The following is a 20,151-nucleotide window of genomic DNA, read 5'->3' as shown; positions in this document are numbered from 1 at the left end:
GAAAACGAATGGAATCGCTTGGTGAAATGTTAAAAGCATGGCCTGGCGGTAAGTCTATGACCGATCAAGCGGAACAAAAGCTTGGAGAGCTAATGGCGGACCCTCTTGTTGAGCGTCTGTTCGTAAAGCACCCTGAGCTGAATGAGCATGCGGTACGAATGAATATGAACCGGGTCTATCAATATGTGAAAGAATACCGGAACTGCTCGAACTGTCCGGGATTAAACAATTGTCCGAATGATTTCGAGGGCCATTATACGTTGCTTTCCTGCGAAACGGTAAATGATCAGGTTCAATTGATTGACCGGAAGGTGTCCTGCAAGAAGTTCCTCGCCCGGCGCAGCGAAGAACAGATCAAGAGTCGGATCCGCAGCTTCTATGTGGACGAGACCGCGCTAAATAACGGCTATTCGGCCGATGAAATATTGTTCAACGATCCGAAGCGAACGGAAGCAGCCTATCAGATTCTGGCTTATATCGACAAGACGAAGGAAGAAGGGCTGCAGAAGGAAGGCTTGTACCTGGCCGGCAAGTTCGGCACGGGCAAGACGTTTCTCATGTGCTATCTTCTTCATGAGCTTGCGAAGGCAGGATACTCGGGAGCTATCGTCTACATGCCGGAGTTCGTGGAAGACCTGAAATCAATGATGCATGATCAGGCAAAGCTTCGCGAGACAGTAGAGATGATGAAAGAAACCGATCTTCTCATCTTTGACGATATCGGGGCCGAGAACCTGAATCCATGGGTTCGGGACCATGTCCTTGGATCGATTCTGAATTACCGGATGAACCGGAAGCCTACCTTATATACTTCCAACTATGAGCTGGATGCTCTGGAGAGACACTTCAGCTTTACGAGCAAAGACGGCGATGAGCAGCATAAAGGAGAACGACTGATGAATCGGATCAGGCCTTATGTTGAAGTGGTTATGGTTACAGGCGAGAATAAGCGGGGACGCAAATGAAAAAAAAGAGGCTGCACATTTGTTCAGATGTGCAGCCTCTTTTTTTGAACATACTTTAACTATTTACCGCGTTAATAAGTTATAGTATACTCTCCTCATGGGGAGGTGAGAAAATGTTACATACTTGGAAAAATAAAGTTCAAGATGTACATCTATGGAAGTCGGAATCGGTGATCAGAAATTCAGAATGAACCGTTAATAGCACCTTACTAGTAAATTATGTAGGCGATGTAAACAGAATGCAATACTTACTTTCAAAATAATCAGAAAAATTAAAAGATTTGAACAAAAGAAAAGACAGCGATGCGAATAGACAGCAAAATTGGACTATATCACGTTCAAATTAAAGGAGGAGATAGGATGACTACCCGAAAGAAATCCATGAAGTTTTTGTTCCTATTAAGTATTCTGGCAATCCTGATCGCAGGCTGTTCCAACAAAAATACGAATAACAGCTCCAATTCCCCATCGCCTTCGTCAACAACGGCCGAGGAATCGGCTTCTCCTTCCGCAGAGCCGTCAGAGGATCCCAATGCGCCTAAAGTAGGCGGAACCTTAACGGCAAGTTCATTCTCCGATATCGTATCGGTCAATCCTTTATTTGTTAATGATACTGCTTCTGGCGATATTCAATATTTATTGTTTGCCCAGCTCTATGACCTGGACCGCGGCGGCAACCTGATTGTACAGCCATGGTCTATTGCTGCAGAGCTTCCGCAAATTTCGGAAGACGGCAAAACGTATACGGTAAAAATGAAAAATACGGCCAAATGGAGTGACGGTCAGCCGATCACTGCCGATGATTTGGTCTTTACGATTAATACGATAATTAACCCTAAAACAGGTGCGCCGGGCATCAGCTTGTATGACAAGGTGGGCAGCGTCGAGAAAGTTGACGACTACACGGTCAAATTTACGCTGAAGCAAGTGTATGCGCCATTCCAATACGCTTTGATGGTGAACCCTGTTCCTAGCCATATTCTGAAGGACATCAAGCCGGAGGATCTGCAGGCGAACGCATTTGGTAAAGATCCTGCCAAGACGGTTTCAAGCGGCCCTTGGAAATGGTCGGAATGGAAAACAGGTCAATATGTAAGCCTGGAAGCCGATCCGAATTATTGGGGTGAAGTAAAGCCGAATATTCAAAAGGTTGTTTACAAAATTTACGCCGATCAAAATACCGAAGTTCAGGCACTGATCAAAGGCGATGTAGATACGACATCGGCAATTCCAATTACGCAGCTTGAAGCGGTTGAGAAAAATGGCAAGATCAATGTCATTAAAGGTAAAACGGCCTCTTACGAATATGTCAGCTTCAACTTTGATCCAAACAACTTCCCGGATAAATTTGTTCCGTTCTCTACCCAGAAGAGCCGCCAAGCTATCGCTTACGCTTTGAACCGTCAAGGCATGGTCGATAATGTGCTGAAAGGCACGGGCGCATTGATGAACGCGCCATTCCTGCCAGGCTCGTGGGCCGACCCGGGTGACAAAGCGGTCAACTACAATTATGACGCCGAGAAGGCAAAAGCTCTGCTCGCCGATGACGGCTGGGTTGCCGGCAAAGACGGCATTCTGGTGAAAGACGGTCACCGCTTCTCCTTCGAGCTGCAATATAACGCCGGCAACAGCCGCCGCGAAGCGGTAGCGCAAATCATTCAGCAGAACCTGAAGGACGTAGGCATTGAAGTAAAACCAACCGCCGTGGATTTCGCAACCTGGATCGACCAGAATATCACGCCTGGTAAATACACTGCCATTCTTCTTGGCTGGTCGCTGAGCAACCCGGATCCGGATTCCGAGAGCATCTTCTCTTCGAAATACTTCCCGCCGGCAGGGCAAAACAGCGGCTGGTACAAAAACGAGAAGCTCGACAAGCTTTGGGTGGACGGCTACTCCGTTGTAGATCAGGCTGCGCGCAAAGAGATTTATAATCAAATCGCTACCGAAATTTCGACGGATCTGCCTTACGTATTCCTATATCAATACGGCAACCCGCAAGGCATTGGGCCAAGAGTGAAATATGCACCGGACGATGCGCCGGAGCCAACACATCAAACGGGCTACTTCTATCACATGATCAAATGGTGGCTGACCGAATAAGCGGCATATCAATCGTTTGCAGGAGAAGAGGGCTTGGCCCTCTTCTTCCCTGTAAATTCGATTCTTAGCTGATGCTTACGTAGTAGAATTGTCGCAAAAAGCAGCGACAATTCTTTTAGGAGGATGGGCAAATGACCGAGTTTATTATTCGCCGAACACTTCAGTCCGTCTTGGTGCTATTCCTGATTACGCTCGTGACATTCGGGCTTATCCATGCCGCTCCGGGAGGACCGTTTCAAATCATGCTGGCGCCCGGCTTATCGCCGGAGGCCATGAAGGTACAAGCACATAATATGGGGCTGGACCAGCCGCTTCCTATGCAATATATACATTGGCTAGGCAATTTGCTGCAGGGTGATTTGGGTTACACGTTTAAGAACCATGTGCCGATCAGTGATGTCATTTGGCCAACCGTCAAAAACACGTTTATTCTAATGAGCGTCGCTTGGGTGCTTACGCTTGTCATTGCTATTCCTTGGGGGATCTATAACAGTACGAAGGTATATAGTCTCTCCGATCAGACGGCTTCCTTTATTTCGTATATCGGATTTGCGATGCCGACCTTCTGGTTCGGGATCATTTTGCAGCAGATCTTCGCTATAAAACTGGATTGGCTCCCGTTAGCCGACATGTATTCCATGGACAAAGAAGGCCAGATTGGTAACCTGATGATCCATCTTATCCTGCCGGTAACGGTACTTACCCTCAGCTTCTTGGCTGGGTATGTAAAGTACTCTCGCGCCAGCATGCTGGAGGTGCTTGATCAGGACTATATCCGCACGGCACGGGCAAAAGGGGTGCGGGAAGGCAAGGTCGTCTACAAGCATGCTCTCCGCAATGCTTTAATTCCGGTCATCACCATTGTTGCGCTGGACCTTCCGCTGCTTGTTGCCGGCGCTGCTTTAACCGAGAACGTATTCAACTGGCCGGGGATGGGCCGTTTATTTGTACAGATGGCGATTGCGCGCGAATACTCCGTTCTGATGGCCATCACGCTTTTAATAGCGGTTATCGTAATTGTTGGCAATTTGCTGGCCGATTTGTTGTATGCCGTCGTTGACCCGCGCGTACAGCTGGGCAGGAGAGGGGGCAGATCGGCATGAGTGAAGCGAATGTACAAACCTCTGCCGTTATTTCGCCAGCTGAAGTGAAGGCACCTAAGCCGCTTAAGCGCCCTCCGGGTCCTTGGCGTGTGGCATGGTCCAAATTCCGGCGGAATCCGTATGCGATGAGCGGCCTTGTTGTCCTGCTATTTTTTATAATCGTGGCATTGGCTGCTCCGCTGATAACCAAATACGACCCCGCAAAAATCGATATGATGTTCGTTAACCTGAAAGCCGGTACGGATGGCCATTTGCTCGGAACCGATGAGCTGGGCAGGGATATATTCGCAAGATTGCTCTATAGCGCCCGGGTATCCTTATTGGTCGGATTTTCGGTGGCCATCGGATCCGTGTTTATCGGAACCTTTATCGGAGCGATATCCGGGTATTTCGGCGGATTTATCGATACTTGCTTTATGCGGCTTGTAGATGTGATGAATTCGATTCCGTTATTGTTCCTTAATATTCTGGTTCTGGCCATCTTCGGTACCGAATTCCATTACATGATTATCGTACTTATCCTAACGAGCTGGATGAGCGTAGCCCGCCTCGTCCGGGGGACGTTCCTGCAGCTCCGCGAAATGCAGTATGTAGAGGCGGCCAAAGCGATAGGCGTCTCGAACTTCGGCATTATTTTCCGGCATCTGCTTCGCAACTCGAGCTTCCCGATTATCGTAAACGCGACTTTAATGGTGGGGGCGGCGATCTTAAGCGAATCGGCATTATCCTATCTGGGATTAGGCATTAAAGCGCCGCAAACAAGCTGGGGGCTGATGCTTAGCAACGCCCAGGAATTTATGCTTGTTGATCCGCTGCAGGCCGTGTATCCGGGTGTCTGCATTCTGGTAGTTGTGCTTGCCGTGAACTTTATCGGCGACGGCATTCAGGACTCCCTGAACCCGCGGCAAAAAATGTCCGAGAGGAGGATCGACAGATGGCGGAAAAGTTTCTTGAAATCGAAAATCTAACGGCTGGATTCCTGACGGTGGGCGGTACGGTTAAGGCAACGGAGCATCTGTCGATCTCCATTGACAAAGGGAAGACCGTTTGTCTAGTTGGAGAGTCGGGCAGCGGCAAAAGCGTCACTTCACTGGCCGTCATGCGGCTGATTGATTATAACGGCGGTGCGATTCTAGAAGGCAGCATCAAATTCCAGGGCGAGGATCTGGCGAAACGGAGCCAGGATGAAATGATCCGGATCCGCGGCAACAAAATCGCGATGATCTTCCAGGATCCGATGTCTTCTCTTAATCCGGTCTATACCGTAGGGGACCAAATTGCCGAAAGCATCATGCTTCACCGGAAGAAAGGCAAGAAGGAAGCTCGCAAAATGGCGGTTGATATGCTGCGGTTGGTTGGCATCCCGGCTCCCGAAATCCGGGCCAAGCAATATCCGCATGAGCTGTCCGGCGGAATGTGCCAGAGGGTTGTTATCGCGATTGCGTTAGCTTGCGATCCCAGCCTGCTTATTGCCGACGAACCAACAACGGCGCTGGATGTTACCGTTCAGGCGCAAATTCTCGACCTGCTCCGCAGCCTGCAGAAAGAGCTCGGCATGTCGATTCTGCTTATTACGCACGACATGGGCGTTGCCGCCGAGATGGCAGACCGCATAGCGGTTATGTACGCCGGCATTATCGTGGAGGAGGGCAGCGCGAACGAAATATTCGCACGCCCAAGCCATCCTTATACGGAAGGCCTTCTGAAATCGGTGCCGGGCCTTGAGGGCTCGCGCGGTGAAGAATTGTATACGATCAAAGGCAATATTCCGGGGCTAAGCCAGCTTCCGGAGGGCTGCCGCTTCCATCCGCGCTGTCCGTACGCGAAAGATATTTGCCGGGAGAAGGCTCCTCCGGCTGTAGCCGTAACGGAGGATCATTACGCTTCTTGCTGGATGTATAGGGAAGAAGGCGGAGCGGCAGCTTGGAAAAATGAATCGAAACCCGAGGTGAGCCGATGAACGCGGAATACGTACTGGAGCTGCGCGGAGTCAAAAAATATTTTCCGATTCGGTCGGGTCTCCTGAACCGTGTGGTTGGACAAGTCAAAGCGGTGGATGACGTTACGCTGTCGATCCGCAAAGGGGAGACTTTTGGGCTAGTAGGCGAATCGGGCTGCGGCAAGTCAACGCTGGGCCGGGTTGTGCTTAATCTTCATAAGGCGACGGAAGGCGAGGTCAATTTCAACGGGACGGATGTGCAGAAGCTGGCCGGATCGGAACTGCGCCGGCTGCGCAAGCAGATGCAGATTATTTTCCAGGATCCGTTCGGATCGCTGAACCCGCGGTTTCTGGTGAAGGATATCATCGGCGAGCCGCTAAGGCTGCACGAACGGATGACGGAGGCGGAAATCGATAGGCGCGTCGTCGAGCTGATGGAGCTTGTTGGCCTTGACGCTACGCGCCGCAACCGGTATCCGAATGAATTCTCCGGCGGTCAGCGGCAGCGGATCGGCATCGCAAGGGCGATCGCGTTAAATCCCGAGTTTATTGTCGCGGACGAAGCGGTATCCGCCCTTGACGTATCGGTGCAGTCTCAGGTCATTAACCTGCTGATGAAGCTACAGCGCGAGCTCGGATTAACCTTTCTCTTCATTGCTCATGGTCTTAATGTCGTGCGGCATATCTCCGACCGGGTAGGCGTTATGTATCTGGGAAAAATCGTCGAGGTCGCGCCAACGGAAGAGCTGTTCGCCAAACCGCTCCATCCGTATACGGCAGCACTCTTATCTGCCATTCCAAGACCGGATCCGACGCGGAAGCGGGAGAGAATCGTGCTGCAAGGCGATGTGCCGTCACCGGCCAATCCGCCGTCGGGCTGCCGTTTTCACCCGCGCTGCCCGGTCGCGCAAGCTAGATGCAGCGTAGAAGAGCCGCTGTTAAAGGAGCGGGAGGATGGAAGGCAAATCGCCTGCCATTTTCCGCTGGATGCCGGTTCGATTCAATAACTGAAACAAAAGCCGGGCTGCTGCCCGGCTTTTGTTCTGTCTGCGTTTATAAGTTTAGCTTATATAGTCAATAAATAATTTCCAATTTTCTATTGACAGATGATTGGGCTGACTGGTAATATTCATCCATAACCAACTAAACAGGTAGGAATAATATTATCTACCCGGACCACCGGATGCTAATCATTATTCGTCTGTCAATAAAAATAGGGGTGTGTTGACAATGAAGAGATTAGCAATTATCCGTTCGTTTGTTCTTATTCTTACTTTTACGCTGGCGCTCGCAGCATGCGGCAATAACTCCAACTCCAATTCAAATTCCTCGGGCAGTGGAAATAAAGAAACTCCTGCAGCATCCAATGCGGGCACTGCGTCGGAAGCTCCAACCGAAAAACCGAAAGATGTTGAACTTCTGAACGTATCGTACGATCCAACCCGTGAGCTCTACGTTAAATATAATGAAGCATTTTCGAAATATTGGCTGGACAAAACAGGCCAGAAGGTTACGATCAAGCAATCCCATGGCGGCTCCGGCAAACAAGCGCGTGCCGTTATCGATGGTCTGAAAGCAGACGTTGTAACGCTGGCGCTTGGTTACGACATTGACGCACTGGTAGAACCGGGCCTGATAAAACCCGATTGGCAGACAAAATTCGAACATAACAGCGCACCTTACACGTCCACCATCGTATTCCTTGTGCGCAAAGGCAATCCAAAAGGCATTAAGGACTGGAACGACCTGATCAAAGATGGCGTTGAGGTGATTACACCAAGTCCGAAAACTTCGGGCGGCGCACGCTGGAACTACCTCGCGGCTTGGGGTTATGCCTTGAAGCAAAACAATAACGACGAAGCAAAAGCACAAGAGTTTGTGAAAGAGTTGTATAAACATGTTCCAGTTTTGGATTCCGGCGCACGCGGCGCAACTACGACCTTCGTAGAAAAAGGCATCGGCGATGTGTTGCTTGCTTGGGAGAATGAAGCATATCTGTCTGTAAAAGAACTTGGCCCGGACAAATTCGATATCGTATACCCTTCGCTCAGCATCAAGGCAGAGCCTCCGGTTGCTGTTGTTGATAAGGTTGTTGATGACCGTGGAACAAGAGAAGTCGCAGAAGCTTACCTTCAATATCTGTACTCTGATGAGGGGCAAGAAATTGCAGCCCAAAACTACTACCGTCCAATCAACGAAACGATCGCTGCGAAATACAAAGATCAGTTCAAGGATCTCCAGCTGATGACCATTGATGACTTCGGCGGCTGGAAGACCGCTCAAGAGAAACACTTTAATGACGGCGGCATCTTCGACAAGATTTACGCGCCAGGCTCAAAATAATGGTGACCATAGATGAACGGAGCTGACTTCACATGAAAGGTTCCAAATGGAAGAAATCCAAAAACGTACTGCCGGGCTTTGGCTTGTCGATGGGCTTCACCATCGCTTACCTCAGCTTGATCGTTCTTATCCCTCTCGCCGGTGTGTTTGTGAAAACAACCGGCCTGAGCTGGAACGAATTTTGGGCGATCATTACGAATCCTCGGGTAATCGCCTCCTACCGGATCAGCTTTACGACATCCTTTTTAGCCGCTCTAACCAATCTTGTATTCGGGCTGCTTGTAGCCTGGGTGCTTGTCCGATACCGGTTCCCGGGTAAAAAGATTATCGACAGCCTCGTCGATTTGCCGTTCGCTCTTCCGACGGCGGTAGCGGGTATTGCGCTGACGGCAATTTACGCGCCAAACGGCTGGGTGGGCTCTCTCCTCGAGCCGCTGGGGCTGAAGGTTGCTTACACGCAGCTGGGTATAACCGTTGCACTGATTTTTATCGGTATTCCTTTTGTTGTCCGAACCGTGCAGCCTGTCCTGCAGGATTTCGAAAAAGAAACAGAGGAAGCGGCGGTTATGCTTGGGGCCTACCGGCTGCGTACGTTCTGGAAAGTCATTTTGCCGGAGCTGATGCCAGCATTGTTAACCGGGTTCGCGCTGGCCTTTGCCCGGGGGATTGGGGAATACGGCTCAGTTGTGTTCATCTCGGGCAACATGCCGATGAAAACGGAAATTGCTCCCCTCCTTATTGTGACGAAGCTGGAACAATTCGATTATAAGGGTGCGACAGCGATTGCTCTGGTGATGCTTATTGTCTCCTTTCTGCTCCTGCTTCTAATTAACTACATGCAATGGCGGATTAACCGCCGTACGATAGCGGATTAAGGGGAGGGTTAGCAATGGCTGGAGCAGTTACCGCGCATTTGTCTCAAGAAGCGTCCAAAAGGCCGAAACATATAACCGAATCGACCGGCGTAAAATGGGTATTAATTAGTATCGCCATATTATTTCTCGGGGTTGCCGTTGCCTTGCCTCTTGTATCCGTCTTTGTCGAAGCCTTCAAGAAGGGCTTTGACGTATACAAGGCCGCAATTACCGATCCGGATGCTTTGTCGGCTTTACGTTTAACTTTGCTGGTTGCTTTGATTGCGGTACCGCTTAACGCGGTGTTTGGTATCGCGGCAGCCTGGGCGATCAGCAAGTTCCGTTTCAAAGGCAAGAACCTTCTTATTACGTTAATCGATCTACCGTTTGCGGTATCTCCTGTCATTTCAGGAATGATTTATATTTTAATGTTTGGTGCACAAGGCTTCCTTGGACCATGGCTCGACAAGCATGATATCCAGATCGTTTTTGCACTTCCGGGTATCGTGTTGGCAACGATCTTCGTTACCGTTCCGTTTGTAGCCCGCGAGTTAATTCCGCTCATGCAGGCGCAAGGCGTGCAGGAAGAGGAAGCAGCGGCAAGTCTTGGTGCAAAAGGCTGGCAGATCTTCTGGCGCATCACACTTCCGAATATTAAATGGGGTTTGCTGTATGGCGTTATTCTCTGTAACGCCCGCGCGATGGGGGAGTTTGGCGCAGTATCCGTCGTATCCGGCCATATCCGAGGAGAGACGAATACATTGCCTCTTCATATTGAAATCCTGTATAACGAATACCAGTTCTCGGCTTCCTTCGCCGTAGCTTCCTTGCTCGTTATGCTGGCTGTTCTGACGCTGCTGGTGAAAGCTTTGTTCGAATGGAAAACGAATCAGAATGCACGTGAAAAAGCGGAGTAACAAATTTTTTTTGAACCTAATGCCGAGTAAATCGGTTGATAATGGAGGGGTTAATAATGGCGAAACCGTTGGAAGTAGATCAATTGTGGTTGGACCGTATTCTTGAGCAAGTTAATGGGCTGCAGTATGGTTCTGTCAATATTACCGTACATGATGGACGCATAGTTCAAATCGACCGTACCGAACGCACACGTTACGATCAGCCATCCCATAAGCAGGCGCAGCCGGAGCAAAAGGCTGCTAACGGTGATAACCTTCGCGCCGTTGCTCAATAATAGCAAAGTGAAAAAAGCTCCGTACCGGATATCCGGTACGGAGCTTTTCTTGTTTGTGGTTACGAGATGATGAATTTAATGATGACGGCTGCAGCGAAAAAGACGGTCATAAAGCCGAGCATTCCGCCAAAGCCTGTCATAACGTCCATCAAGTCGTGGCGCGGTTCTTCGTTCACATGCTCGCGCGGATCACGTACATTTTCCATTAGTGGATTACGCCTCCCTTGAAGACCATTCAAGCTTATAATAGTATACCCAACTTTACGAATAATTGTAAAGCTATTCATTGACAATTATAAGGCGAAACATGCGTTCGATATGCTAAAATAAAGGAATAGAAAAATAGCAATAAGCCGATGTTTTCGAAGTAAGAATTACCCCAACCTGGCCGAGGCTGGACCGTTTGTATGGTGATTCTTAGCTTATGCTTACGAAGTAAGAATCACCACAACCTGGCCAAGGCTGGACCATTTGTATGGTGATTCTGAGCTTATGCTTACGAAGTAAGAATTACCCCAATTGCCAAGGTCCGGCCATTTGTATGGTAATTCTTAGCTTATGCTTACGAAGTAAGAATCACCACAACCTGGCCAAGGTTCGGCCATTTGTATGGTAATTCTTTTCAGGAGGGACAATATGGATCAGCAACAACAGAATAAAGCCGTCAGCAGGGCAGAAGCCGAAGAGCTAATCCGCAACAAATTAGCGCTGCTTCCAGATCAGCCCGGCTGTTACTTAATGAAGAACGGGGAAGGCACCATTATATATGTAGGCAAAGCGAAGGTGCTGAAAAACCGTGTCCGTTCTTACTTTAACGGAAGCCATAATGGGAAAACGCAGCGGCTCGTATCGGAAATCCGCGACTTTGACTATATTATTACCTCGAGCAATATGGAAGCACTCATTCTCGAATGCAATCTGATCAAGCAATATCATCCTAGATACAACGTTCTTCTAAAGGACGACAAAACGTTTCCATATATTAAGATTACGAACGAAAAGCATCCTCGTCTTGAGGTTACGCGCCGTGTCGTTAAGGACAAAGGCAAATATTTCGGACCGTATCCGAATGCCTTCGCGGCCCAGCAGACCAAGAAGCTGCTGGACCGGCTTTATCCGCTGCGCAAATGCGGGACGCTGCCCGATAAAGTATGCTTGTACTATCATATCGGCCAGTGTATCGCTCCTTGCGAGTATGAAGTGGAGCAGGGCCAGTACGACGCGATGATTCAGGAAATTACCAAGTTTCTGAATGGCGGTCATGACGCCGTTAAAGCCGAAATTCAGCGTAAAATGGAAGCGGCGGCCGAGGAGCTGAATTTCGAGCGTGCCAAGGAATATCGCGATCAGATCATCAGCATTGACGCTGTTATCGAGAAGCAGAAGATTACGATGAATGATGCCCTCGACCGCGACATCTTTGGTTACGCGGTAGAGAAGGGCTGGATGTGCGTACAGATTCTTTACATGCGTCAGGGGAAAATGATTGAACGGCGCGGCACAACCTTCCCTTATTATGGGGACGAATACGATGACTTTATGACGTTTGTTACTCAATATTACAGCGATAATCCGGCATTGCCGAAGCAGATTTTGCTGCCGCTCCCTGCCGAAGAGGCAGAAGAAAGCGTGGAATCGTCCACGGCCGCGGATGAATTTGCAGCAATGCTGCATAACTGGCTGAAGGTGAAGGTGCTGATGCCGCAGCGTGGACGGAAGAGCGAAGCCGTATCTATGGCTATTGATAATGCCAAGATTGCGCTAGCCGATAAATTCCGTCTGATCGAGCGGGATGAGGAGAGAAGCGTCCGCGCTTCGGAGGGACTCGCCGAATGGCTTGGACTGCCGGAGGTCCGGCGTATCGAGGCGTTTGATAACTCGAATATACAAGGTACAAATCCGGTATCTGCGATGGTTGTCTTTACGGATGGCAAGCCGGACAGGAAGGAATACCGCAAGTACAAGGTGAAGACCGTAGTTGGCGCGGATGATTATGAGACGATGCGAGAGGTTGTGCGGCGCCGTTACGAAAGAATGCTGAAGGAACAGCAGACTCCTCCGGACCTCATCGTAGTCGACGGTGGCAAGGGACAAATCTCCGCAGCTCTTGATATCCTGCAAAATGAACTGGGGCTGTATATTCCGGTATGCGGACTTGTCAAAGATGCGAAGCATAAGACGGCCCAATTGATGACCGGCGATCCGCCGGAAGTCGTGCCGCTGCCGCGCGACAGCCAGGAATTTTATCTGCTGCAGCGGATTCAGGATGAAGTCCACCGGTTTGCGATCTCCTTCCACCGCGAACAACGCGGCAAATCGATGATCGCCTCCCAGCTGGATGCGATTCCGGGAATCGGAGAGAAACGCCGCAAGCTGCTGCTCAAGCATTTTGGCTCCATCAAGAAGATCAGAGAAGCTTCCATCGAAGACTTCAAGCCTTTATCGATTGGCGAGAAGCTGGCTGCGCTAATTTTAGCGGCTTTGAATGAAGAAGAAAAGGAAAAGGAAAAGGAATGAGATAACCTCATACCTAACAAAAGGAATGTAGGATGCCCTCTTGAGGACTCGCTACATTCCTTTTGTTTTATATTACTTACCTTTGCCTTTGCTTTTATCTTTACCCTTGTCTTTACCCTCGTCCTTGCCCTTTTTGCCCGATTTGTTGCCTGCTCCCGCTTCGGTTGTTGCACCGGCGCCGTGTCCGCCGTCGCCGCCGGGACCACGTCCGGCGAGCTGTTTGCCGCCGCCAGGATTTTGATTGCCAGCCGTGCGGTTGTTGCCGCCAGGGCCTTGTTTGCCGCCGCCAGGATTTTGGTTGCCAGCCGTACGGTTACCGCTGCCCGGACCTTGGTTTCCGTCGCCAGGATTTTGGTTGCCAGCCGTATGGTTACCGCCGCCAGGGCCTTGCTTGCCGCCTTTTCCAATGCTTTTGTTAGCTGCATCGGTGTGTTGTTTTTGCTTCTTGTCATTATCGTTATTCTTGTGTTTGTGTGGCAAATCTATCACTCCTCTTATACGTAGTACTAGATTATATGAAGAATGATAGATTTGCTCCTGTACGAGAGTGGATATAAAAGCGAAATGGTCCCTTGCCTATGGATGCCGTAAGCAAAGCCAGCATTTCCTTTCCGCGTTATGCGTGGAAGACATGCGATCATGTTTTGTTGGTTTAATAAATTATATTAATGTCCACAGGATTCCTCTTGGACAAAATGACCGTTTCTATCAAATGGGCTGTTTGGAGTGCCGTTAATACAAAAAGAGGAATGTATCTCAGGGGATACATTCCTCTTTTGAATGGAGAGTTCGTTCAGGCCCTTATAGGGCGCCGGTTATGCCAGGTTTTGATAATCCACGCAACGATAACGGGCAGAACGGCGTAGATAAGGGCGGCGGTAATATTGACGCCTCCTCCAACGCTCACCAGCTCGAAGCCCATAATCAGGCTGTCCAGAATAGCGTGGGTGAACACGGCTGTAATAAATCCATAACGGAGGAAAATAAGACAGAATACCGTTCCGAGAATAACAAGCTCCACGATCCGCGTATAGAACGGGAAGATCGGGTAGCCGACATGTCCAAGCGCCCACATAATCGTTGGAATAAGCGTGGCGATAAACGTATTTTTGAACCATTTCTTGAACAGGGCAATGCCAAACAACCGGAATATCGCTTCTTCGGAGATCGCCGCGCACCAGGCCATCATCGGCATAAGCCACAGCATATCCGTATTGTACGGCGATTGCGTGGCATCGCTGGTTGCCCAGGAGCCGGCAAGAAACTTCATGGCGACCATTATAATCGCTTGAGCGCCAAGGATAATAGCTGCAAAAAGATAGGAAAGGCCAACGCTTCGCCATACATGCTCGCCATAGCCGCGTTCGCGGAAGCCGGGCCATAACGGGCGTTTTTGCGAGCGCCACATCCCGTCACCGGCGACAAGGGCGAAATAAACGGCGAGTCCAACCGGAATCAGCAGCACGACCGTAATGATAACCGTAGCTTTAATCTCGGCATCCGACCGGCTCTGCTCGCCAAAGGTTGCCAATATGCCATCGAGAACGTTCAGATTGTTATATATGTAGAATACGATAAACACCAGGCTGATAAATATCCCGCGCTTAAAGGTCGTATGTCTCCTGTACAGAATCGCGTAAATAAGCGATAAGACAAGGGAGATAAAGCACATGTACACCAGACTGACAACAGACAGCGCGCTGCCCGTCTTCTTCTGGCCTTCCACATAGGCCACGTAGTCTGCCGGAGTTTGGAAGGCTGGCTTGTATCTGGTAATTACCGCTTTATCATTAACAAGGCCGACGCCTATAACAAGCTCAAGCGAAGCGTCGCCAAGCGTATAACCGGTTGGATGAAGGACAGCGTCCCCTTCGTCATTCAAGTACAAACCGTCCAATTCTTCCGGCCGGAATCCTTTTGTCCCGGCAAAAGCTTTCGCGGATGTTTGAACCAGCTCGGCATTGCCTGCGGATTTCGCTCCAAGCCAATGCCAGCCTATAATACTGCCGTTTGTCATGTGGATATAAACATAAGCCTTCGTGCCGTCCTCCAGATCGAGATTGACCTGGAACGTATCGGTCGGGAACTTGGCATCATATTTGTCTTCGAACTCGCGCAGCAGATCTTCCTTGGAGAAATAACCGTTTGCCAAACTGTCTGTCTGGTAAATCGTATGAGCAGATACGGCGCTTTTGCCGAATTGCTCCTTAACGAATCGTTCTGCCGTTGACTCGGCTTTGCTTTTGGCGATGACTTCAGGCGTTGAGCTTGAGAATAGCTGGTCCCCGGCTGCGGGGCCGAACTGGGTAAAGATGAAAATAATTGCGCCTGCAACAGCAGCCCACAGGAACCTTTTCCAATCATGAGGTGCGATGGAAGGGATCATACAAAACCTCCATTTCGAATTCGGACGATGCTTTGTTACAGTAACAATACCATTATTAACCTGAATTATCCAATGAACACGAAAGTAGAGGATGCGAACGGAAAGCGGTGAAATAAGGACTTGCAGCCAGCAAGCGACCATTTGCTTTGTAGCATTGCCTGTTTTTGAACGAATTCCGCTTAATTATGGCTTAGGCTCATTTTGATCGTATCCGTCATTTAGGCGTATAATCGTAAACGTCATATTAATCGAATCGTATCAGCCGAATTTCGTTATTGAAAACGGGGGAACCAAACCGCTGTCCGGAGCAATCCGCCAGCATGGGGTGAATTTCGAGCATTCCGCTTGAATAGGGCTGCCTTTCCAGGCCCGAATCCGTCAGCTAACCTCGTAGGCTGTGTGGAACAGGACTCATTTGCATGGGAGTTCCCGTGCTTTTTTTTATGCCTAAATATGGATGGGTCCCTAATAAAGGAGAGAATTATGCCTAAATATTTCAATATTTTGAGATGGTCGCCTCCAAGGATACTTGTATTTGGCTTTGCCATGATTATCGTTTTTGGAGCCTTGCTGCTGTCAATGCCCTTCGCCTCCAGCGACGGTTCGCGCCTGCCCTTTATAGACGCGCTGTTTACAGCAACCTCGGCGACCTGCGTAACCGGCCTTGTTGTTGTCGATACGGGTACATACTTCTCTACCTTTGGCAAAATCATCATTCTCTCATTAATTCAAATCGGCGGATTAGGCTTTATGACGATGGGTACGCTCATTGCCCTTGTGCTTCGCAAGAGGATTTCGCTTAAGGAAAGGCTGATTCTGCAGGAAGCGATGAATCAGTCGAGTATGGAGGGGATCGTCCGATTAATCCGCAGGGTTATCTTTTACTCTTTGACGATTGAGCTTGTTGGCGCGGTGTTATTCGCTGTTCGATTTGCTTTTGATATGCCGTTTGGACGCGCGGTATGGTACGGGCTCTTTCATGCGATATCCTTCTTCAACAATGCCGGCTTTGATATCTTCGGCAATTTCCGCAGCTTAACGATGTATGTAGGCGATCCGCTTGTTAATATCGTGTCGATGCTGCTTATTATTTTTGGCGGATTAGGCTTTGTGGTCATGGCGGATTTATTGGAGTTCCGGAAAAACAAACGGCTCTCGCTGCACAGCAAGGTTGTACTATCGGCAACCGGCATTCTCATTGCCGTTGGCGCAATCGTTATTTTTATTTTCGAGTTTTCGAACAGTAAGACGCTGGGATCCCTCAATTGGGGCGAGAAAATACTGGCTTCCTTCTTCCAGTCCGTTACGCCAAGAACCGCCGGGGCCAATACGCTCGATTATACCCAGCTTCGGCAGGCGACCGTATTTTTTACCGTTATTCTGATGTTTATCGGCGCTTCTCCCGGCTCTACAGGCGGGGGGATCAAAACAACGACGTTTACGACGATGGTCGGGGCGGTTATCGCCATGATCCGCGGACGGGACGATATCGTTCTTTTCCATTACAGGCTTGGGAAGGATCGGATCTTCAAGGCGCTGACGATTACGATGCTGTCGCTTACGCTGGTCATATTTGTGACAATGCTGCTGTCCACAACGGAAGACCAGCAGTTTCTGCGAATTTTATTCGAGACGACGTCGGCGTTTGGCACCGTTGGCCTCACGACGGGTATTACGCCTGAGCTGACGTTTTTCGGAAAAATCGTCATTGCATTAACGATGTTCGCCGGCAGGCTGGGTCCGCTCACGCTTGCTTATGCGCTAGGACCAAAAACAGAGAAAGAGCTTTACCGGTATCCGGAAGGCAAAATTACGATTGGATAGGGGAATAGGGAGCAAGGATGAAAAACAATCAGTTTGTGATCGTAGGCTTAGGACGGTTTGGATCCAGTCTTGGAAGAGAGCTCATTAAGCTGGGTTATGAGGTGCTGGGAATCGACCGGGATGAGGAAGCCGTCCAGGAGATGAGCAATGTGCTGACCTACACGGTGTCGGCGGATTGCACGGACGAAGAAACGCTGCGATCACTTGGCGTTCGCAATTTCGACTGCGGAGTTGTGGCGATAGGCGATGACATTCAGGCCAGCATACTGACGACTATATTATTGAAGGATTTGGGCGTGAAGCGGGTTGTGGCAAAAGCAATGAGCGAGCTGCATGGACGCGTGCTGGAGAAAATCGGCGTCGATCGCGTTATTTACCCGGAACGGGATATGGGCATCCGGGTTGCCCATCAGCTTGTCTCCCCGAATTTGCTGGATTATATCGAGCTGTCGAAGGAGTACACCATTGCCGAGCTTTCGGTGCCGAAATGCCTGAACGGCAAATCGCTTCAAGATATGAATTTGCGTGCCCGGTTCGGATGCAGCATCGTAGCCATTAACAAGCCTTCCGGTATTATTATTGCTCCTACGGCGGCTGATGTTGTGACGGAAAAGGACGTTATGGTCGTGATCGGAACAAACGACCAGATTGAACAGTTTGAAGAAACCATAATCAGGTGATGATAAGGACAGTGGGCGCTGTTAGCGTTCATTGTCCTTTTTTTGTTGGCTCGCTGGAAGAGGCGGGGAATGGATGGGGCGGGATGGCTCGGCGGGACGGGGTATCTCTTACGGCCGCTGTTGTCATTCCTTTGCTCTGATTAGGATTTACATAGGGGTAGCAAAGGAAGTGACAAAGGCGAACGCTGCGCTCCTCCAGAGATACCCCTTTCCCACCTCGCGCCGCACCCATCCATTCCCCCTGCGAGGGAATGAAAAAGGACAGTGAAGCGCTAAAAAGCGCTACCACTGTCCTCTCCCTAAAGGGAGGGGGAAGAGCGAAAGACCAAGAGCGAACCCTCTTTACTGACCTAGCTCCGCAATCCACCGCCGAACCGCCGGATGAAGATCGGAAGGGTCGTTGTGGATGAGACACGTTGTTCGCTTTGTCTCCTCCAGCTCGCGGATGGGGACAACGACAAGCTCGTTGTCGGCTAGCAACTGCTTGCGCATATAGGAATGCGGAAGCAGGGTTGCCGCGCGGCAGGTGTGAAGCAGGCGGACGATGGCCTCGAAGGAGTCGATCTCCATCCGGACATCCGGCTGCAAATGGTATTTGGCGAATACTTCGTCGGTCAGCTTGCGGTACCAGGTTCCTTTCGAGAACAATATCATCGGCAGCCCGTTTAAATCCTCTATTGAAAGAGGCTCTTCATTCGTAACGGATACGCTGGTTGGGATTACCAGAAGCAGATGGTCGTCAAACAGCGGCACGCAGTGAAGCTGGGAGTCTTCAATCATGGAGGCGATGATGGCAATATCCGCTTTATTGTCGCGGACCAAGGTAACAATCTCGTGGGTTTTGCCGGTTACAGCCTTGATATCGAATTCGGGATGACTGGCGTTTAACGTCTTGATAAAGTCGGGCAGCGTCGTCTGCAGGGTGGTTAGACTGGCTCCGATCGTTATGGAGGTTCGTCCCGCCGCGGTATATTCGGCAACGGAATCCATATAACGACGGTGCAGCTTGCGAAGGTTCACGGCATACTCGTAGGTCAATTGTCCGACGCGGGTCAGCTCAAGCCGTTTGCCGACGCGTTCGAACAGCTTGGCGCCTATCTCCTCTTCGAGCTTTGCTATTTTGCGGGATAACGCCGGTTGTGACAAATTAAGCAGAGCGGCAGCTTTATTCATGCTGGAATGCTCCACAATTGCAGCAAACATATGAAATTCTTCGATCATCTTGGTCTCCCCGATCGCTTATGTGAATTGGTTATAATAAATTATAATAAATATGCAATTCCATTATAAGCTGAAAAGGAGTAGGATTAAAAGGGTGGCATACACGGAACGTTCACAATTTTATACCTACAAAGTGAAGCAAATGCTTGTCGGAGTTCATTCCTAGTGCTTTGCGGGGACCCCGCCGACAAAAAAACGGTAGCGGGAGTGAAACTTTCGTACCTGGTGTCGACTTTTGTTGACGGACTTAAGAGCCGGGGGTACAATGTAGAATGGTTTGTCAACAGTAAAAAATGTCATGGAGCGACCACAGTCTGGAAAGGAGAAGTATTAATGAAAGGAAATTCGTACTACTGGCGCAAGCTTCACTCTTTGCTTGGGGTGATTCCGCTCGGCATGTTTATCATCGTGCACGCGCTGGCCAATTTTCAGGCGTATGAGCGGGGGCCGGAAGGCTTCACTAGAGCGGTTAACTTTATTAACGGCCTGCCTGTCGTAACACTGCTTGAGATCTTCGGTATCTATCTGCCGATTTTGTTCCACGGTGTTTACGGTTTGTACATGGCTTACCAGTCGAACCTCAACTCGGGACGTTTCAAATACGAGCGTAACTGGGCGTTTACGTTGCAGCGTATCACAGGGGTAATTACTTTTATCTTTATTATCTGGCACGTATTTGAGACTCGCGTGCAGGTAGCGCTTGGCAATGTGACGCATGAAGAGCTTGGCTCGACCATGCATAATATCGCAACCAGCCCTGCTTTGTTCATTCTGTACCTCATCGGTATTCTCGCTGCGGTATTCCACTTCAGCAACGGCCTCTGGGCGTTCCTGATCAGCTGGGGGATTACCGTATCTCCGAAAGCTCAACGGGTTTCGGCGAATATCTGCATGATTATCTTTGTGCTTGTATCTGCGCTGTTCATCCTGTCCCTCGTAGCTTTTATGGGTGACGAGTTCAAGGAAACGGCAAGTGCCGCATTGGCATTGACCAATATCGGTTAGTAGTATTTAGACAAGGAGC

The 20,151-nt window shown here is 49.7% G+C and carries 18 protein-coding genes and 1 riboswitch; of the genes, 14 read left to right on the top strand and 4 right to left on the bottom strand.

Annotated features, from left to right (window positions below):
* Nucleotides 1–8: 8 nt before the first annotated feature.
* From dnaI to WFK81_RS02125, 10 genes are all read left to right on the top strand, one after another.
* Complete coding sequence (gene dnaI, locus WFK81_RS02170; protein ID WP_336784815.1) at nucleotides 9–965, top strand: primosomal protein DnaI; 957 nt, start codon at nucleotides 9–11, stop codon at nucleotides 963–965.
* A 360-nt stretch (nucleotides 966–1,325) separates the two neighbouring features.
* Complete coding sequence (locus tag WFK81_RS02165; protein WP_336784814.1) at nucleotides 1,326–3,068, top strand: peptide-binding protein; 1,743 nt, start codon at nucleotides 1,326–1,328, stop codon at nucleotides 3,066–3,068.
* A gap of 131 nt (nucleotides 3,069–3,199) precedes the next feature.
* Nucleotides 3,200–4,171, top strand: coding sequence for an ABC transporter permease (locus WFK81_RS02160; protein ID WP_336784813.1), 972 nt, complete (start codon nucleotides 3,200–3,202; stop codon nucleotides 4,169–4,171).
* A complete protein-coding gene (locus tag WFK81_RS02155) occupies nucleotides 4,168–5,139 on the top strand; it encodes an ABC transporter permease (RefSeq protein ID WP_336784812.1) in 972 nt (323 codons plus the stop codon). The genes WFK81_RS02160 and WFK81_RS02155 overlap by 4 nt, the downstream gene beginning before the upstream one ends.
* A complete protein-coding gene (locus WFK81_RS02150; RefSeq protein WP_336784811.1) occupies nucleotides 5,106–6,131 on the top strand; it encodes an ABC transporter ATP-binding protein in 1,026 nt (341 codons plus the stop codon). Before WFK81_RS02155 ends, WFK81_RS02150 begins: the two co-directional genes overlap by 34 nt.
* Nucleotides 6,128–7,117 carry an ABC transporter ATP-binding protein gene (locus WFK81_RS02145; RefSeq protein ID WP_336784810.1) on the top strand — a complete coding sequence of 330 codons (990 nt, stop codon included), beginning with the start codon at nucleotides 6,128–6,130 and terminating at the stop codon, nucleotides 7,115–7,117. Before WFK81_RS02150 ends, WFK81_RS02145 begins: the two co-directional genes overlap by 4 nt.
* A 223-nt stretch (nucleotides 7,118–7,340) precedes the next feature.
* Entirely contained in the window at nucleotides 7,341–8,453 is a 1,113-nt protein-coding gene (locus WFK81_RS02140; protein WP_336784809.1) for a sulfate ABC transporter substrate-binding protein, read from the top strand.
* Between the two features lie 32 nt (nucleotides 8,454–8,485).
* Complete coding sequence (cysT, locus tag WFK81_RS02135) at nucleotides 8,486–9,328, top strand: sulfate ABC transporter permease subunit CysT (protein ID WP_336784808.1); 843 nt, start codon at nucleotides 8,486–8,488, stop codon at nucleotides 9,326–9,328.
* A 14-nt stretch (nucleotides 9,329–9,342) separates the two neighbouring features.
* On the top strand, nucleotides 9,343–10,224 hold the full coding sequence (gene cysW / locus WFK81_RS02130; RefSeq protein WP_336784807.1) for a sulfate ABC transporter permease subunit CysW: 882 nt from the start codon (nucleotides 9,343–9,345) through the stop codon (nucleotides 10,222–10,224).
* A gap of 56 nt (nucleotides 10,225–10,280) precedes the next feature.
* Nucleotides 10,281–10,499, top strand: coding sequence for a YezD family protein (locus tag WFK81_RS02125; protein WP_127493128.1), 219 nt, complete (start codon nucleotides 10,281–10,283; stop codon nucleotides 10,497–10,499).
* A gap of 59 nt (nucleotides 10,500–10,558) precedes the next feature.
* Here the strand turns inward: WFK81_RS02125 and WFK81_RS02120 are convergent, their stop codons facing one another.
* Complete coding sequence (locus WFK81_RS02120; RefSeq protein WP_336784806.1) at nucleotides 10,559–10,705, bottom strand: YqzM family protein; 147 nt, start codon at nucleotides 10,703–10,705, stop codon at nucleotides 10,559–10,561.
* Nucleotides 10,706–11,135: 430 nt separating this feature from the next.
* On the opposite strand from WFK81_RS02120, the gene uvrC reads away from it, so the two are divergent.
* Nucleotides 11,136–13,016, top strand: coding sequence for an excinuclease ABC subunit UvrC (gene uvrC / locus WFK81_RS02115; RefSeq protein ID WP_336784805.1), 1,881 nt, complete (start codon nucleotides 11,136–11,138; stop codon nucleotides 13,014–13,016).
* 72 nt (nucleotides 13,017–13,088) lie between these two features.
* On the opposite strand, the gene WFK81_RS02110 is transcribed toward uvrC, so the two are convergent.
* Together WFK81_RS02110 and WFK81_RS02105 are read right to left on the bottom strand one after the other, a co-directional pair.
* On the bottom strand, nucleotides 13,089–13,496 hold the full coding sequence (locus tag WFK81_RS02110) for a hypothetical protein (RefSeq protein ID WP_336784804.1): 408 nt from the start codon (nucleotides 13,494–13,496) through the stop codon (nucleotides 13,089–13,091).
* Nucleotides 13,497–13,809: 313 nt separating this feature from the next.
* Entirely contained in the window at nucleotides 13,810–15,402 is a 1,593-nt protein-coding gene (locus WFK81_RS02105) for a CPBP family intramembrane glutamic endopeptidase (protein WP_336784803.1), read from the bottom strand.
* 250 nt (nucleotides 15,403–15,652) lie between these two features.
* Nucleotides 15,653–15,814, top strand: a riboswitch (cyclic di-AMP (ydaO/yuaA leader).
* 71 nt (nucleotides 15,815–15,885) lie between these two features.
* Between WFK81_RS02105 and WFK81_RS02100 the strand changes: the two genes are divergently transcribed.
* Nucleotides 15,886–17,226 carry a TrkH family potassium uptake protein gene (locus tag WFK81_RS02100; RefSeq protein WP_336784802.1) on the top strand — a complete coding sequence of 447 codons (1,341 nt, stop codon included), beginning with the start codon at nucleotides 15,886–15,888 and terminating at the stop codon, nucleotides 17,224–17,226.
* A 17-nt stretch (nucleotides 17,227–17,243) separates the two neighbouring features.
* Nucleotides 17,244–17,906, top strand: coding sequence for a potassium channel family protein (locus WFK81_RS02095; RefSeq protein ID WP_336784801.1), 663 nt, complete (start codon nucleotides 17,244–17,246; stop codon nucleotides 17,904–17,906).
* 342 nt (nucleotides 17,907–18,248) lie between these two features.
* Here the strand turns inward: WFK81_RS02095 and WFK81_RS02090 are convergent, their stop codons facing one another.
* Nucleotides 18,249–19,127, bottom strand: a complete 879-nt coding sequence (locus tag WFK81_RS02090; protein WP_336784800.1) for a LysR family transcriptional regulator — start codon at nucleotides 19,125–19,127, stop codon at nucleotides 18,249–18,251.
* A gap of 333 nt (nucleotides 19,128–19,460) precedes the next feature.
* On the opposite strand from WFK81_RS02090, the gene WFK81_RS02085 reads away from it, so the two are divergent.
* Nucleotides 19,461–20,132: a succinate dehydrogenase cytochrome b558 subunit gene (locus WFK81_RS02085; protein ID WP_336784799.1), complete on the top strand. Its 672-nt coding sequence runs from the start codon at nucleotides 19,461–19,463 to the stop codon at nucleotides 20,130–20,132.
* The last annotated feature ends 19 nt before the right edge of the window (nucleotides 20,133–20,151 follow it).

Origin of the sequence: Paenibacillus sp. MMO-177 (assembly GCF_037147795.1) — a bacterium.
Taxonomy (GTDB): Bacteria; Bacillota; Bacilli; order Paenibacillales; family Paenibacillaceae; genus Pristimantibacillus.
Note: the sequence above shows the minus strand (reverse complement) of the source record. Positions and strands in the feature narration are given on the sequence as shown.

Coding starts and splice junctions, on each gene's coding strand:
- WFK81_RS02100 (WP_336784802.1), top strand. CDS start 15,886: ATGCCTAAATATTTCAATATTTTGAGATGGTCGCCTCCAAGGATACTT.
- cysT (WP_336784808.1), top strand. CDS start 8,486: ATGAAAGGTTCCAAATGGAAGAAATCCAAAAACGTACTGCCGGGCTTT.
- uvrC (WP_336784805.1), top strand. CDS start 11,136: ATGGATCAGCAACAACAGAATAAAGCCGTCAGCAGGGCAGAAGCCGAA.
- WFK81_RS02095 (WP_336784801.1), top strand. CDS start 17,244: ATGAAAAACAATCAGTTTGTGATCGTAGGCTTAGGACGGTTTGGATCC.
- WFK81_RS02090 (WP_336784800.1), bottom strand. CDS start 19,127: ATGATCGAAGAATTTCATATGTTTGCTGCAATTGTGGAGCATTCCAGC.
- WFK81_RS02105 (WP_336784803.1), bottom strand. CDS start 15,402: ATGATCCCTTCCATCGCACCTCATGATTGGAAAAGGTTCCTGTGGGCT.
- WFK81_RS02120 (WP_336784806.1), bottom strand. CDS start 10,705: ATGGAAAATGTACGTGATCCGCGCGAGCATGTGAACGAAGAACCGCGC.
- WFK81_RS02160 (WP_336784813.1), top strand. CDS start 3,200: ATGACCGAGTTTATTATTCGCCGAACACTTCAGTCCGTCTTGGTGCTA.
- dnaI (WP_336784815.1), top strand. CDS start 9: ATGGAATCGCTTGGTGAAATGTTAAAAGCATGGCCTGGCGGTAAGTCT.
- cysW (WP_336784807.1), top strand. CDS start 9,343: ATGGCTGGAGCAGTTACCGCGCATTTGTCTCAAGAAGCGTCCAAAAGG.
- WFK81_RS02150 (WP_336784811.1), top strand. CDS start 5,106: ATGGCGGAAAAGTTTCTTGAAATCGAAAATCTAACGGCTGGATTCCTG.
- WFK81_RS02125 (WP_127493128.1), top strand. CDS start 10,281: ATGGCGAAACCGTTGGAAGTAGATCAATTGTGGTTGGACCGTATTCTT.
- WFK81_RS02140 (WP_336784809.1), top strand. CDS start 7,341: ATGAAGAGATTAGCAATTATCCGTTCGTTTGTTCTTATTCTTACTTTT.
- WFK81_RS02085 (WP_336784799.1), top strand. CDS start 19,461: ATGAAAGGAAATTCGTACTACTGGCGCAAGCTTCACTCTTTGCTTGGG.
- WFK81_RS02155 (WP_336784812.1), top strand. CDS start 4,168: ATGAGTGAAGCGAATGTACAAACCTCTGCCGTTATTTCGCCAGCTGAA.
- WFK81_RS02145 (WP_336784810.1), top strand. CDS start 6,128: ATGAACGCGGAATACGTACTGGAGCTGCGCGGAGTCAAAAAATATTTT.
- WFK81_RS02165 (WP_336784814.1), top strand. CDS start 1,326: ATGACTACCCGAAAGAAATCCATGAAGTTTTTGTTCCTATTAAGTATT.